Here is a 15,499-nt window from a genome sequence, read left to right on the forward strand (position 1 = left end):
GGGTCGGGTCTAACTTCGCAAAGATGTTGTTGAAGGTGTCGTGGGAGGGAATGCCGTTGGGCAGCTCCAGAAAAGACTCAAACCACTCTTTTTTAGCGTCGCCAAACCGAGTGATGGTGACCCAATCGTCAGCGCCACAGATGATCCCGCAGAGTGCGATGGTGAGAACATCATAGAAATTATGCCGCATATTGAGCGTCTCTCGACGAGGATCAGAAAGGCTGGAGAAATGGTGTTTAACGCCGTCAATTAAAGAAGARCCCATAACAGTCCTTATTAGGGGAGAAAAATGGGCGTACTCTATGGATTTACTGTCTACTATTCAACCACATAGTGCGATTTGCCTGGGTGGTTATGATATATTTTCTAACATTAAAAACACCCACCTAATTATTATGCTATCAAACCAATATTCTTAAAACTATATATGCTCAGAAAAATCAATTGACACTATATCTAATTGTGCATTCACAAGGACAGGAATAAGTTTATCGAGATACCACTCAACATTAGTATACCCGCCTCTTTCAACCACTTTCCTGTTAATAGTCAAACATACAGAAAAAGTATGGTTATTTCGAAAGAGAAACTCTCCCCCAATGCCCAAATCCCCCCATACCATAGCAACGCCAATTATTTCGCCAAGCTGCTCTTTTTTGCGAAAAACCCCTAACAATTCCTGTTTAGAAATGTTAGTTCTCTCCCAATTAAAATCTTCATCACCTAATGGAAGGTAAAAATAGCTATCTCCGTAGTCAAAACGCCACCCACACTCTAACAAAGCTTCAATCAGATCTATATTATTATAAATAGATCCAGCTTTCATACTCCATTTAATATCAATATCTGCAGAAGTTGCCATTGTTTAATCCAAATGTTCAAAGTAAGGAATACCTTTCTTATCCAGGTAATCGGTTACATGAGAAGGTATCGGTGTATTAGAGTGCAGTTCATAAGTAGCACCATTTTCCTGCGCTATACGCTTTCTTGCTCCCATATCTGATTTAAATTTCTCAAAGCCTTTTGTTCCTTCTTGCACTTTCGCCTGCCAATAGTTACCCGATTTAGCTTCAAACCACCGGTTTCCAATAGCGCCATCAAAGTCTCTCCCTCCAACTTGAAAACCAGGTTTTCCACCTAAGGTCTTAGCTAAGTACTTTTCAAAGTCTACACCTATCAAACCCTTTGCGCTTTTCGAAATGCTTACCAGCCTAGATATTTTCGAAAGAGTTCCTAAAACCACTCCCGCAGGAATGAAACTTGTAGCATCCTCAAAAATAGCCGCCCCTACTCCACTGCCTTCGCCATTGTAGCCATCCACTAGCGCCCCAGCCACACGTTGCGCATCAAAACCATTACCAGTCAAGAATTGGCCAGTCTCATATAACACCCCGCCAAATGCAGTTACAGCACTTCTTCCATCTGGGTCAACATACTTATATGGATTGTTATTAGCGTAGGCATATCTGTTGAAGCTCATTAAGTTGCTTCCTGTGAACTCAACAGGGTCAGTAGAGAGAAAACGCCCTATCTCAGGGTCATAATAACGGGCCCCCATGTAGGTAAGCCCCGAGGCTAGATCATGCGGCTTGCCTGTGTAGGAAATAGATTCGGCCTTCCCTTCTTCCCCTCCTGTTTGAACACCATAAGGCGTATAGCTTTTACGCCATAGGAGATTGCCAGACTCGTCCGAAGCCGCCACCACCGAGCCAGCGGCGTCGGTGTGGTAGAAGGTGGTAGTTCGGGCGGCATAACTTGTCCCGAAACTTAACAGTAACGCCAAAATGGCTAGATTTATTCTATACAGCCAACTAGACATTACACTGTTCCTTTTTCTTTGGATATCGCCCATGGTTGTCATGTCCGGCACCCTTTCGCTGATAACCGTTGTCATTTGTTGAGTCATAGTCATAACCTCCCTGTCAGTAACCCAAAACATTGCGAATTTCGCCATTGGCGAGAGTTCTATAGTTCAGATAAATCGGATGATTGCTCTCCAGCAAGGCGCCAGCACCGATGCCTGCACCCTCTTCCAGTTCTTCAAAGGAGGCTATTCCAGGGAAGTCTCCGCCTGCGTCACAAGACAAGGAGCGCGGAGTTCTGACGCCATCGTATAAAGTAATTTCCGTATTAGGCTCAGAACAGACGATGTCGATACGGCTGCTCTTATCCGCTATCGCATAGCGCTTGGCCAGGAAAACTCTGTCGAAGAAGGTTGCAACATCCATTACCCCTGCTGCCGAATTAGTGGTTGCGACTTGATAGTCGTACACCTCGCCAGGCTCAGCGGAAGTAGGAACAGCTGAACTTATGACAAAGGGTCCTTCACCACCGGAAGGGGTCTCTCCGCCCGCCCACTCAATCTGTATGGCGTCAGCAATTACAACGCCATTTACATCATCGCTTAAGGCAATTGCAGCCGAACCATCTAGCTCATACGTCCCCAGTAACTGCCAAGAACCGCCGTTGATTCGCTGGTTTACCGTTATAGCCTCATTGCCAGTAGCGGTTTTAACACGATAGGTCGCCGTTGAGGTGCGGTTACTTTGCGCCGCCCATCTTGCGTAAACATGATAGCTTCCCGCTACCGAGATACTGGGGCGCCATGTAAACGTACTGTTACTGCGAGGGCTTGCATACTGATAATTACTTCCATAAAAACCAGTTATTGCAGATGAGCTTCCCCAAGTCCCCGTCGCAGTCGTTTGAGAGTCAGTATTGTCTATCACTACCGGAACAGGAGATATGCTTCCGCTTTCATCACTCACAACCAATAAGGTATAAGATTGCCTGCCCACTGTGTCACCATCTGAGGCAACGAGAGTAATGAGATGCTCTCCCAGGTCTTCCACAGAAGGCGTCCATTGCAAATCGCCAGACACAGAGTCTATCGTCATTGCTAAGGGACCATATTCAATTGCGTAAGTGACAGTATCGCCGTCTGGGTCATTAGCGCTGGCTGTGTACTCATAGCTCAAGCCTGCTTTAGCAAATGTGGTCGCAGGTGTAGAGAATACTGGAGCCTGATTTCCAGTAGTAGGCGACGAGTGGGTAGCTTCAAACTTTATGGCGTCCGCAATAACGGAACCGTTTGCGTCATCCGACAATGTCACCTGCGCGTTTGAACCCAAAGAGAACAGCCCCAAACGCTGCCAACTATCCCCATTTACACGCTGATCCACAACGATAGTTTGCTCTCCTGTCGTTGTAACCACCTTGTATTTAGCGTTATTAGCCCGACTGCCGTCCGCAGTCCAGCGCGCAAAGACTTGGTAATCTCCTGCCTGACTAATGTTGGGTAGCCAACTAAAGTGTTTCGACCCGCTTCCTGCAGTCTCATATTGATAGTCACTGCCATAGTACCCTGAACGGTAACTAGAGTGAGGCCACCCGCCCACCGCATTGGTTGAGCTGTCGCTATTATCGATAATAAATGAGTCTGCGCTTGTGGCAGCCCACTCCACTTTGATCGCGTCCGCGATGACATAGCCATTGCCGCTATCAGTCAGTGTCACGGACGAATTTTCATTGAGCGGGAAAACGCCGAGAAGATTCAACGTTCCACCATGGCTTCGCTGATCCATGTAGACCGTTTCATTGCCCGCCGAAGTTGCAATCACATATTCCGCATTGGAAGCGCGGGAACTTTGAGCGGTCCATTGTGCATAAACGCGATAATTACCTTCTTGCCCTACGCCAATATTCCAAATGTACTTATTAGACCCACTACCTGCTGGCCTAGATTGGTAATTTGTTCCGTAATAGCCGGACTGATAAGTTGATGTCGGCCAGCTACCCACCGTCAAAGTTGCGGGATCGCCATTATCAACTACAAACGGGATAGGCACGGCATTACTTTCAACGGCTCGCACGCTCAATGTATAAGACTGCTGCGTGCTCTTAACGCCATCTTGAGCCCGAATGGTTACCAAGTGGTCGCCCGCATCCGTATCACCTGGACTCCATTGAACCCGTCCGGTATCTGGATCAATGGTCATCCCCTGTGGCGCATCAACAAGCTCATAGGTCAACGCTGAAGAGCTCGCCACCTGATAAGCCACTAACGGCTTGCTAGAAGCTATGTGTAGTGCAGGTTGACTCTCGGCGGCCCCATCAACCACAGCGGAATAAAACTCTCCCGCGTGAATTGATATAGTTTTAGAGTAGCCAGACGAGCTTTGCAGCTGGACTTGCGTATCATCTTCCAAGCCGCCAATCACGACGCCTTCACCTATTCCCCACAGGTCCAGACCGGCTGGAAGCAGTGGCGACTCATCTTGCTTGCCGCCAGCATTGCTCTCTCCAAGATGGGTCACATAAATTGGCGCATCAGCCTTAAACTCAACGACTGTCGCCTCTTGCGCCAACTCTATTGAGAAATCACCTTCATCACGAACCACTAACGTTTCAGACTTCAAACCGTGTTTGACGCTTACGTAAGTGGCGCCATTATCAGCTTTGATATGAAAATAATGCCGTCCCCGATGCAGAGGATACGCAAAGCGCACCCCTTTGAACGCCTCTGGTGTTGGTAGCGTCATCCATGGCTCTTCACTACCAAGACTAAAGGGCTTGGTTCCCTTGATGGTGGTTCCTGGCAATATCTCTGCATTCGGAAGTACGACCAGCTCTCCCTTATCAAGGCTGATGCTGTTAGGTCCTAATCGTATTGAGTTCTCATTTTCCAAACTCACTGCGGCAATCGGTTTCCCGCTTAAATCTGCGGATACAACACGATAGCCAATATTTTCGTTCCCATTCGCGTCACCCGTTTGTGTGTCGCGTATGTAGTCCCGATAGTTGTTCAAGCCGTCTAGATTCACGTCGCCATATCGATCTGATGCATTAGTGGAGTCTAACCCATGAGCAACCTCCCAGAAATCAGGAATACCATCGCTATCAGAATCCACATATGCATCGGCAGCATGAACGATTACATTCACCTGAGCTATCGCCGAAGCGCCATCGGCATCCGCCACTTCTGCAGTTATTAAATGCTGGCCTACGCTCAGTAGAGCACTCGTATCACTGACTGAGGCTATCACACCATCTAAATCCGACCGCCAGACAATTGACTCCAGCAGTGGCCCATCTTCAGGGTCATTCGCCTGCGCCACAAGAGTCATACCTATACCGTCAGTAACCGCTTCTCCTTTACTAGGGCGCAAGATACTGATTACTGGCGGCTGATTCACACGGATTCTGACAGAGTCTTGACTACGATTGCCTGCACTATCGACCACAGAAGCGGATATGACTCGCTCCCCAGCGGAAAGCTTTACAGTGATGTTCCCACCGGTTTCCAGCAGACCGTCCACATCCGAGCTCCAGCTAATGCTCTCGCCCAAATCGCCATCTTCTTTGTCAGTCGCCGTAGCTGATAAATGTATTTCATCCTCTAGTCCAAATATGGATGAAGAGGCAGGACTCAAAATGCGTAAGACAGGTCTTTGATCGCCGTCAAATGGAACTCTGTTGGCTCGTGTCGCGCTTCCTCCCAGCATAGGCCATAGTGAGGCCGCAGGGCCGCCAGTGCCATCAAGAATGCGCCAGAGCTTACCGTTCTCGGAGAGGAAGAAAATTACGCCGTCCTGATCAATCAAGGGCGCTGAGTCAGGATTATATCCGGTACGCTTCCACCACTTCCGCTGGCCCTCAGGGGTTACAGCAAATAGAGCGCGCTTCCAGGAATCTGTGGCTTCGAACGTAGAGGCATACACCGTACCGTCTTTCGCAACAGCCAAGCTATCAACATATTCACCGGAGGTATAACCTTCCGCCCAAATAGTCTCCCCATTTGCAGTGAAGCCATTAATGGTACTGGGTCCACTATACGGAGTAACTTCCGCCACATAAGCAACGTCATTAGCGCCAATGACTGGAGGCGTTACTAGACGCCCTTCAAGCCGCTTCCACTTGAGTTCTCCAGAACCACTAAAGCAAAGCAACCCTTGTGTAGTTGAAACATAGAGCGCATCATCAGCGCCAATCGCCAATCCAGTTAATCCACCTTCGCTGTCGTATAGGTCGTATAGAACGTCAGCGGCAACTCCTCCTGAATCAAGCTTATAGACCTTTTTATGTCCCGTTAAATTCCCGCCAATGTAAATATCGCCACTTTTCCCGACAGCGATTAAGTTTTGAGAGGCCGTCGCCTCAGGAATATGGTAGTTCCATTTGGGTTCTGGACTTTCCGGGTCAAATGCGAAGACGCCACCGGCCGCTAAGACATAGACAGTCCCGTCCGAAGCAATCGCTATTCCTACCGTCGCTTCGCTGAAACTCGTTACATCTACAACCGCCTTCCACTTAACGGCGCCTGTATCAGGCTCAATTGAGTACAACAACGTGTCGGTAGTGGCGTAAACCTCGCCATTAGGACCGACAGCTAATCCTCGCACATCCTCTTCTAACGCAGCCGATTCCCATTTTAATATGCCATACAGGTCATAAGCCGCAACCTTGAGGTCTGCTTTTCGTCCAACGTAAAGAACGCCGTTTTCATCGATTGCTACATCCCCCCTGAAACTTCCTGATATGGGACTGATTTCTAATCCATTGGTTGGCGTACTTTCAGGGTCCAACACATTGGTCTTGGCCAGCATCTCCTGACGGTTGCTAAAACCATCTGAATCACTATCCAGCCAGATTTCAGCGTTGAGTTTCGGGTTCATAGAATGCGCGACTTCGTAGCCATCTGATAAACCATCATTATCTGTATCACTATCGAGAGGGTCGGTATTCAGCTCAACTTCTTGCTTATCGTTGAGTCCATCCTGGTCCGTATCAGAAGAATAAAAGTTGGTTCTAAGTTCGTACTCAACGGTATTAACCAGCCCATCATTGTCTGAATCCTCCTCTCCGTCTTCAATGCGGTTTAGATCCAGACCGCGAGCGGATTCATAACAGTCTGGGATGAAGTCGCCATCCGCATCATTAACAGGGTCGTAATAGCCGCCATCAAAGCGACATTCACTACCTGACCAAAATGTATCGTGCCCTGATGTGAACCAGCTCCCTTTTACTGGGCCTCTCGCATTGTCAACATAGGCGTTAAGCCGTCCCAGCTTTGTGGACAAATAAACAGTGCCGTCCAAAGTGGAGACAATTGGGGTGCGTCCCTTAGTAATAGGTAAACGCCACTCAATATTCAATGCAGAGCTTAAAGCGTATAGATACGTACTGGTTACAACATAAACCGCACCATTTGATGCTAATGATAAAGATCCCTCCACGCTGGAATCGAGACTTCGCGAGCTTAATAGTTCACCGTTTGGCGACAGCTTGTTAACAACTCCATTGTCAGCAACAACATAAATTTGGCGTTCAGAATTAGTAACAATCCCCTTTACACTTCCACCAACATCGTAGGCCCATAATTCGGTTCCTTCTGAGGTTAATGAGTATATAAAGCCGTTACTGGCCCCAATTAGAATCGAACCATCGCCATTAATTGCAGCAGCCCTGACAGAGCCGCCAGTAGAGCTATACGAGGAGTCATAGGTTGAAAATAGCCTACGAAATCCCTTGTCCAGAGATATCGCGTTCAAACCTGCTACATCGCCATAATATGCAATGCCATCTGCTGACAATATTAGCGGGGTAATAAACCCATCGTCATACGCAATCTCCCACTCTGGAATTACAGAGCCATCTTCAGGATTAAACGCTAACGCTTTAGAAGGCTGGCTCGCAAAAACAAATATTGTTCCATCTGGAGCAATAGCAGGGCGATCACTAGAGTTCCTAAAGTCTGGTTTATATCTCACGGACCACTTTAGAGACTTGTCAGGACGATACATGCTCAGAAAGCTGCCATTCAAGACCACAATCGAACCGTCTGCGGCTATAACAGGTGCAGCGGAAATGCCCCCTCCTGTGTTAATCCGCCATTTTTCCTCGCCACTGGGATTTACCGCAAAAAGCTCTCCTGCACTAGATCCAAAATACAGAGCGCCATCAGCAGCAATAGCAACATCAGTTAGCACATCACTCCCATAATAGCTCCACAGTTCGTAACCGCGAGACGGTATAACCTCTGTTTTGAACGGATCGGAGCCAGATAGTCCTTCCTGAATATTGCTGAAACCGTCCTTATCGGAATCTGCAAATGCATCGCTAAAGTCATTAGGATCGAGCTTATTATCTATTTCAGCTTTATCACTAAGACCATCGCCATCGGTATCCCAAGACATAGGCTTGGTCATATGCGTATAAATCTCAGAATAGTCATCCAAACCATCGCCATCGCTATCCTGGCTTTGCATTGAAGTCCCTTGCTGATACTCCTCTAGGTTCGATAGACCATCACCATCAGCATCCAAGGCGGCGTCGCTGGAATCATGTGGATTCAAGCCATGAGCAAATTCATAGCAGTCGTGAATCTTATCCGTATCGCTATCGCCATCCTTGCTATAAATTCCCCCCTCATAACGGCATTGGTTACCTGAGGAGTAGTGATCATGCTGAAACTGCGGCCACGCCGTGGCTGCCGGTCCTTCGCTATTATCCGCAATAGCAAAAACGCGTCCCGCATAGTTTGTAACAAAAAGCATTCCGTCTTTATCAAGAATGACGGAGGCGTGAATATTGCTGTAAGTGGGATAATAAAACTCTAGCGGGGTATCAGAGCTTAGCGAGGAATTTAATCCGTATACGTAACCCGCCTCATTGGCCACATACACAGTCCCATCACGACCTATTGCTGGCGAGCCGCTAATGGTGGCATTCGTGTTGTACTCACCTACAACGTCGCCCGTTTGATGTCCCAACGCGAGCAAACGGCCTGTGTAAGTTCCAATATATAGGTAGTCTTTTCCTACAACCGGGGATGAGCGAACTTCTTCGCCTGTATCATACTTCCACTTGAGCCTTCCGCTTGGGTAGATTGCATATACGCTATGATCACGAGACCCAAAATAAATGGTTCCATCATAACCAATAGCAGGAGACGACGTGACATAACCAGCAGCTTTGTAGGCCCACTTTATTTTTCCATCTAAGCTAAGCGCATACAGACGGCCATCAACCGCAGTAATATACAGAACATCATCCACAGTAATTATGGGCGAAGCATACATGGCGGCGCCAATGTACTGCCGCCAAAGCTCCTCGCCATCAGTAGAAAAAGCATAAATATAGCCACCTCTAGTGCCGATATATATATTTCCATTACTGTCGAATGCAGCAGCTGACTCCACAGAGCCAACAGACTTAGGCCATCCTTCTTTTAATTCCCCATTTTCAGTGAACGCATACAAATAACCGTCATAGTCACCAATATATACTGACCCATCGACGCCTATGGCAGGAGGCGCAGATGTTCCTATAATACTTTTTAGCTTGGCCTTCCATTTAAGCGTTCCATCAGGATAAATTGCATAAAGGAATCCATCTCGAGACCCAACATAAACCACCCCATTACCATCTATTGCGACATCGCCTTCCAACTGTCCGCCGACTTCAAAAGACCAGGCCAAAGAGCCGCTAGCTGGCGTTATCAACTTACTATTAGGGTTAAATCCGGTCAGGCTTTCCTGGCGGTTGCTGAAGCCATCCAGGTCTGAGTCTGCGTATGCATCCGTTGCGTCCGCTGGATTACTCCTAAGTACTATCTCCCAATAATCGCTGACGCCGTCGTGATCACTATCGGCTAACAGTGGATTTAATGCTGGGTTAGCAAGCTCTTGGTCGTCAGGAATGCCATCCCAGTCTGAGTCCGTCAGAGTTGGGTTAGTGCCAGCGCTAACTTCATCTCCGTCCTTAACGCCATCGCCATCAGTATCTCCAGATCCCGTTAACGCGGTTCCCAATGAAATCTCATCTTTGTTAACGATTCCATCGCTATCGCTATCCCCAAATAGTCCGTCATTTTGATCAGTTGGAGACAGACCCAACTGAACTTCCAGACAGTCTCTAATTAGGTCAGCATCCGCGTCTTTATCTGGCGTATCATCGGCATCCTCAACCTTAGCAATCAGCGCAGAGCCAACGCGAACGTAATAAGTTCCGCTACAGTCTTTAATAGACTCTTCATAGAGCAGCTGGCCACTACTACTATATGTACTGTAAACAAGATCATATGAGTTCTCCGCCTGCTCAAAAAACCTTTGGCCAGCGCCATCATAGGCATAACGCTTACTTTGGCTTTTCGCATCGGAGTGTATTAAACGAGATGCAGCGTCATAACGGTATTGCTTGCTAGAAACGACTCCACCATCGTTACCATCATCAATACGCTGAATTTTATGAGTAATATTACCGAACGCATCGTATTTAATGGCAGTCTCAGCAATGCTGGATGTCTTAACCGCCATCATTTTATTAGCGTTATAGTAGTAATCCGTTACGGTTCCATTTTGCGTCTTCTTTAAAATATCCCCGTCAGCGCTATATTCATAGGCTATTGTTCCCCATGGTCCATTAGCGCTACGCAGTCTATGTAACTTGTCATAGCTATTCGGATTATCCATTTTTATATTTTGTGATGGATCAATAGCATCCAATATGGAAGTCACATTACCGCTATTGTCGTAGCTATAAGTCAGATTAACCAAATCACCAGACTGAATCTTCCTGGGCAAAAAGCGGTTATCAAGCGTTAAGGTTGTCGTCACGCCATTTGACAAAGTATAACTTTTTAACTGCCCTCCAGGATGGAAGGTCAAGTCTCTAGCGTACGCACCCACTTTTGTTGGTCGGCCGAAAGCATTTGGCAAATAGTCAACTTCAAATCCTTTCGGATAGACGATTTTGTTTAATGTATCAAGGGGGTCGTAGTCATAGTGCAAATGATACGTTTTAGGCAATATTCCGGATATATTAAGGGTCTCATCGGTTAAATTACCATTCGCATCGTATTCATAAGCCCATTCACTCATGCCCGAAACAAGCTTTTTCAGGTTGCCATTTTTATCGAACTGTTTTTCGATATCTGGCGTCCCATTAGGATAGTCAACAAAATAAAGCCTATTCAAACCATCATATTTATAATTAACGGGGTCTTTGCCTTCATATGCTTCAGAAATGACATTGCCCAACCCATCTCTTTCATAGGTAACCGTTCCAGTCTCAGGGTCGGTTTTCTCGATCAGAAAGTGCTTGTCATCATAAATATACTTGCGTTTATCACCACGTACTGATCCAGTGGAATTTCTTTCACCTTGGGTGACTTCCACTATTTGATCAAACAGATTACGAGTAATAATAGTCTTGATTGACTCAGGCTGTTCCACAGAAATTAAAACAGGCTGCCCCGATGCCCCGTATTTTCGATAGGTGGATTTAGTGGAGTTTTTTCGCTCATCAATAGACGTTACCCAAAACTCATCATACTGATATTCAATAAAATTCGAGTCAGGCAAAGTTTTCTTAACAAGCCTTCCTAGCGCATCATATTTATACGAGTTTCCAGAGGGGCTGTTAGGGTACGACTCAAACTTCTTTTGGCCTAACGCATCATATTTTGTTGTCGTCTCTATTGACTCGCCAGTAGTTGTATCTTGTCTAGTGGATTTTATTAACTGTCCAAACCCATCAAATTGATCTATTTGCTTATAGCTACCCCTTGATAAAGTACGAAGGTTATCTTCATAAACAACACTGACACTATCATGAATTGGATAATCAATGGACTTAAGTCTCTTCAATTCATCGTAGTCATAAGATACTTTATTTCCTTCGCCGTCCTTTTCCCACGCCAAGGTTCCATCATCATTAATCTCTCTATAGAGAACTATGTTTTCCGGCTTTTCTTCGCGTTGGGGAGAGCCGCGCTTATAGTCAAGATAAGTTGTTACATGATGGCGGGCGTCTTCGACAGATTTCAGCATTCCATCTGGATGGTAGGCATACTTAGTGATAACGCCAAATTTGTTTTCTTCTTCTAGTTGCCCCAGTTCATTATAAACTTTAGAAACTTCGCCTTTTAGCTCTTCGCCAGCCAGAATTTTCTCAGAGACAGGCAAGCCTATTAGCCATCTAGTGGTATCATTTTTATACTGATACTTTGTCACCCGGTTTGGTTGATCGGCAAACGCGCCGCCCTCAATCACTGTTCCTGGGTTACCAAAGTCATCATGGTCTTCATATAATGTCCCAAATATAAACGCCTCTTCCTGGGCATAGCTGTCTCGGCTGGTGTATTCCGCCAAGAGGATAGGAGCGTATGAAGCCCCTCCAACTTCACCTTCAGCATGATCTTGCCACCAGGAACGATCCGGGCTTCCATGGAAGAAGTTCTCATCAGATACTCTACGTCCGCCCCACGCCTTCGCGCGACGCTCTAGCAAGTTACCACTAAGATCATAAGTTAGTTGGGAGTGCAACAGGCCCACAAAGCTCGGCCGGGTGTAGTGATAAGACCCCAGATGACGATGATAATCTTTGCCATAATGACGAAAAACTTGCTTATTGGAAGGAGTAGTTATTTCCGTTACGTCTAATCTCAGCTGGGCCCCATCTTCTTCGACATCAGTATAAGGATAGCTGTGAGGGGTGAAAGCATATGTCCAGATTCCATTTTCCACATCAATACCAGATACCTCTTTAGTCAATATTGATGTTGTCTTCGCTTCCGTTCCTGGATCAAATTTTACGTACTGGTAGGTGTAACTTATTTCACCCCCTTCTGGGTATGTGACATGATTGAGGGAGTAGCTTCCCAAACCATCCTCATTGATATCATCATCAGGATTTGGGTCTGCGACCCGGTCATTGTAGGCGTATTGCCAAGCTTTATGATCCGGACGGATAACCTGAGTTAATTGGTTTGCATGCGGAACGCTAGGAACACCTTCATATTGATATTCCCATCGCTGATCTTTTGCATTAATTGCAACAATTCGAGCACGCTCATTATCTGGATCAGCGTATTCGAAGGTGACGATAGGCTGCTCGTCCCCTTCCTCACTACGGTAGATCTTATTTAATAAGCTAACGCCAACAGGGTTGGTTTCATACTCAATACGAATCCAATTGCCATGTAGATCCTCGATACGTGTTGTTAGCCAGCTTGGCTCCTCTTGGAAGTAGTCATACTTATTCATCGTGTAGCGAACGCCTGACGGGCTGGTTACCAGCATGCCGTTGCCATCACTTAAGCAAGTCGCCTTCCAGTTACTACGAGTGATCAGGGTATTGTCGTTTCCATGAATCGCGCTCAGTAGCAATAATTCCCTGCCACCATCAGAAAACTCAAGAGATGGGTTGTCTTTTGTCGTCACGCTATAGAGAGCTTGATTACAAAGCCTGTCTTTGTATTGCTTTGAGGCGACAATTCTTCCGAAATGCATGGTCCACCCAAAGCCGCTCTGGCTCTGGATCGGATAAGCATTAGTCTGAATACTGTTGTAGATACGGTTTATCCGTACGTCCATGCCGCCATTACCAGGCAGAAAAACATCCGTATATTTTAGCGACAGCCCGCCAGAGAACGGGTCGATGTGCTCATTAAAGCTCTGGTTTATCGTACTCTGAAAGGGGTTTAGCCCAGGTTCGGAGTAATAATCCCTAATTTCTTCTGCTTGCAGAGGCTGCGCCAACGTGCTGGCTAAGCCTAAACCCATTAACCACTTACGCATTTACGTTTCCCTTTTCAAAGTAGCAATAGCTGGCGCATGTCTAGCAGCTTTGCATCTAGAACGAAGTTGTTTTTAATAACGAGATATCTATGTGGCGATTTTCTACGAATTATTTTTTTGCACGGAAGTCGCACTCATCCCACCCGAGACATCGGGAGAATGGGGATAAAATCGGCGCTCCTTCAGCGTTGGGGCTATTGAGCCCTGATTTTGTTGGTAATGCTCTGGATCTTCGCTAGAGCTAATAGCTGCTGATGTGGTGTCATCAGAGCGCTCTATATCAAGCAATCCTATTTGTTCATTGCTAGTCTCTGGCGCGTCAGGAGCTATGTTCTTTGGCTGCATCGGGCCTTCGCTGGATACAGTGATCCCTGCATTTTGAGAATGCTGAGAGTCATCTCTGGTTTCAGAAGGGGAAGGCTGTTCTGGCGCTCCACTGCCTATCAACACGTATGCAACGACGATGCTGATACAGGACAATGCCGCCAAAATCGCCTTTCGGGAGAATGAGAAATTCGCCATGTCGGTTCACTCCAATTGAAAAACTACAACCCCACCTAGCCCTGAGTGGCAAAGCACACAAGAACAAAGCTAACTGATAGTTGGGCTCAGAGAAGGGGTTGAGTACGTTCCCTGTAACCCATTGATTTGGATGCGCGAATATAGAGAGGGTGGGTATAGCCGAATAGGCTATGAAAACCACTAATTACATATTGTTACATTAAAGAATATTAAATTTCTCGTTAGGACACAACCACTTTTTCCGCGTCCCTTTTTAAGCCAACGCAACTTCATATAACCTCAAGATACGCCATAGTTCCATCATAGACACGAAAGCGACAGCATTTGTCGCCAAGCACACAGACCTATGCCACTAGGGCAAATTTTTAATTTCGCGGGTATAAAAAAAGACTTAGGGGTGCGGTGTTGGTCGCTCAGGTATCAGAAATTTGACCCGCCCCACCCCTTCCTATTTTCGACATTTGATCGTTTTTTGATCAATTGCACCCAGGCCACTGTGGCGCGTCCTATGGTGCGTTCGGTGCTACCCCTGAGACTGACACTCCAGTTATCTGGAGCCATTCCTAGAGCCATCCAGTAACGCCCTATCTCGAATGCCGTAAAGTTATCGCTGTTTGTGTAAATGCTCTCGGCTGTCATTACTGATCCCATGCTTTATAAGTGCCGTACATAATCCATGGAGTGATGCAAAATCTAAATAACAGCGACATCATACAACGCTATATGTTGGAAAATAAGGTTATAGATTTTACTCTATAATGCGGAATTCAATTTGGGCCCCATCTTCCAAGTCATGAATTTGGCGAGCGAGATTGGCACGGGTTTTCATACCACTTATAGCATTAACTTTGCACAAGTTATCAATACTGAATTCACCTCCACATACAAAAGGTGTTTTTGGCATAAGTCTATCGCTATTAGGTAAAGGGCCGTTTCGCTTTTGCCAATCATGCGCCAAAGGATAGCCAGTCATGACTTCATACTCTTCCAATAATTCGCCTGCCCAGCCTTCAATATCATCAGCCACATAAGCTAAATCACCTATTTCAGGGTCAAACGAGAATACTGCATTATCTTTAATACAAAACTGCCCGCCAAATATATCTTCAGCAAAGAATATGCAGTTATCAGCTAGCCCATAATAACTATTTATCCACAACCCTTTTGAGTTCCAGTCGACCATTCCTATTGATAACTCCGTTGTATCAACAGGAAAAATTCTTAGCGCAGACTCAAAAGCGAAAAATCCATTTTTACAGTTCAAAAGTGCCACAAGCTGTTCAAAGGCCACCCCATGCCCATCTCTAAAGCATTCAGGGATGATAGCAAGTGCGTTGGACAATTCATTTCCAGCAATGCTTAACAGCTTATCTATATACATTATTAAATTTCAATAA

6 protein-coding genes are annotated in these 15,499 nt (G+C 46.2%); all 6 read right to left on the bottom strand.

Annotated features, from left to right (window positions below; translation table 11 throughout):
- Positions 1-265: transposase family protein (locus KP814_RS09500; protein WP_216736551.1), on the bottom strand; the 265-nt coding region annotated here is incomplete at its 3' end.
- A 156-nt stretch (positions 266-421) separates the two neighbouring features.
- Positions 422-862, bottom strand: coding sequence for a hypothetical protein (locus tag KP814_RS09505; RefSeq protein WP_216736552.1), 441 nt, complete (start codon positions 860-862; stop codon positions 422-424).
- Between the two features lie 3 nt (positions 863-865).
- The gene (locus KP814_RS09510) at positions 866-1,906 is read right to left on the bottom strand and encodes an RHS repeat-associated core domain-containing protein (RefSeq protein WP_216736553.1); all 1,041 of its coding nucleotides are present in this window, start codon (positions 1,904-1,906) and stop codon (positions 866-868) included.
- A 16-nt stretch (positions 1,907-1,922) separates the two neighbouring features.
- Entirely contained in the window at positions 1,923-13,580 is an 11,658-nt protein-coding gene (locus tag KP814_RS09515) for a PQQ-binding-like beta-propeller repeat protein (protein WP_216736554.1), read from the bottom strand.
- A gap of 102 nt (positions 13,581-13,682) precedes the next feature.
- Positions 13,683-14,102 carry a hypothetical protein gene (locus tag KP814_RS09520; protein WP_216736555.1) on the bottom strand — a complete coding sequence of 140 codons (420 nt, stop codon included), beginning with the start codon at positions 14,100-14,102 and terminating at the stop codon, positions 13,683-13,685.
- Between the two features lie 748 nt (positions 14,103-14,850).
- Positions 14,851-15,483 (bottom strand): SMI1/KNR4 family protein, encoded by a 633-nt coding sequence (locus KP814_RS09525; RefSeq protein ID WP_216736556.1) that lies wholly within the window; start codon positions 15,481-15,483, stop codon positions 14,851-14,853.
- Positions 15,484-15,499: the final 16 nt, after the last annotated feature.

Source organism: Hahella sp. HN01, assembly GCF_018986435.1.
Lineage (GTDB): Bacteria > Pseudomonadota > Gammaproteobacteria > Pseudomonadales > Oleiphilaceae > Hahella.

What these genes read in the sequence shown, in the direction of transcription:
- KP814_RS09505 (WP_216736552.1), bottom strand. Translation starts at nt 862, where the DNA reads ATGGCAACTTCTGCAGATATTGATATTAAATGGAGTATGAAAGCTGGA.
- KP814_RS09510 (WP_216736553.1), bottom strand. Translation starts at nt 1,906, where the DNA reads ATGACTCAACAAATGACAACGGTTATCAGCGAAAGGGTGCCGGACATG.
- KP814_RS09515 (WP_216736554.1), bottom strand. Translation starts at nt 13,580, where the DNA reads ATGCGTAAGTGGTTAATGGGTTTAGGCTTAGCCAGCACGTTGGCGCAG.
- KP814_RS09520 (WP_216736555.1), bottom strand. Translation starts at nt 14,102, where the DNA reads ATGGCGAATTTCTCATTCTCCCGAAAGGCGATTTTGGCGGCATTGTCC.
- KP814_RS09525 (WP_216736556.1), bottom strand. Translation starts at nt 15,483, where the DNA reads ATGTATATAGATAAGCTGTTAAGCATTGCTGGAAATGAATTGTCCAAC.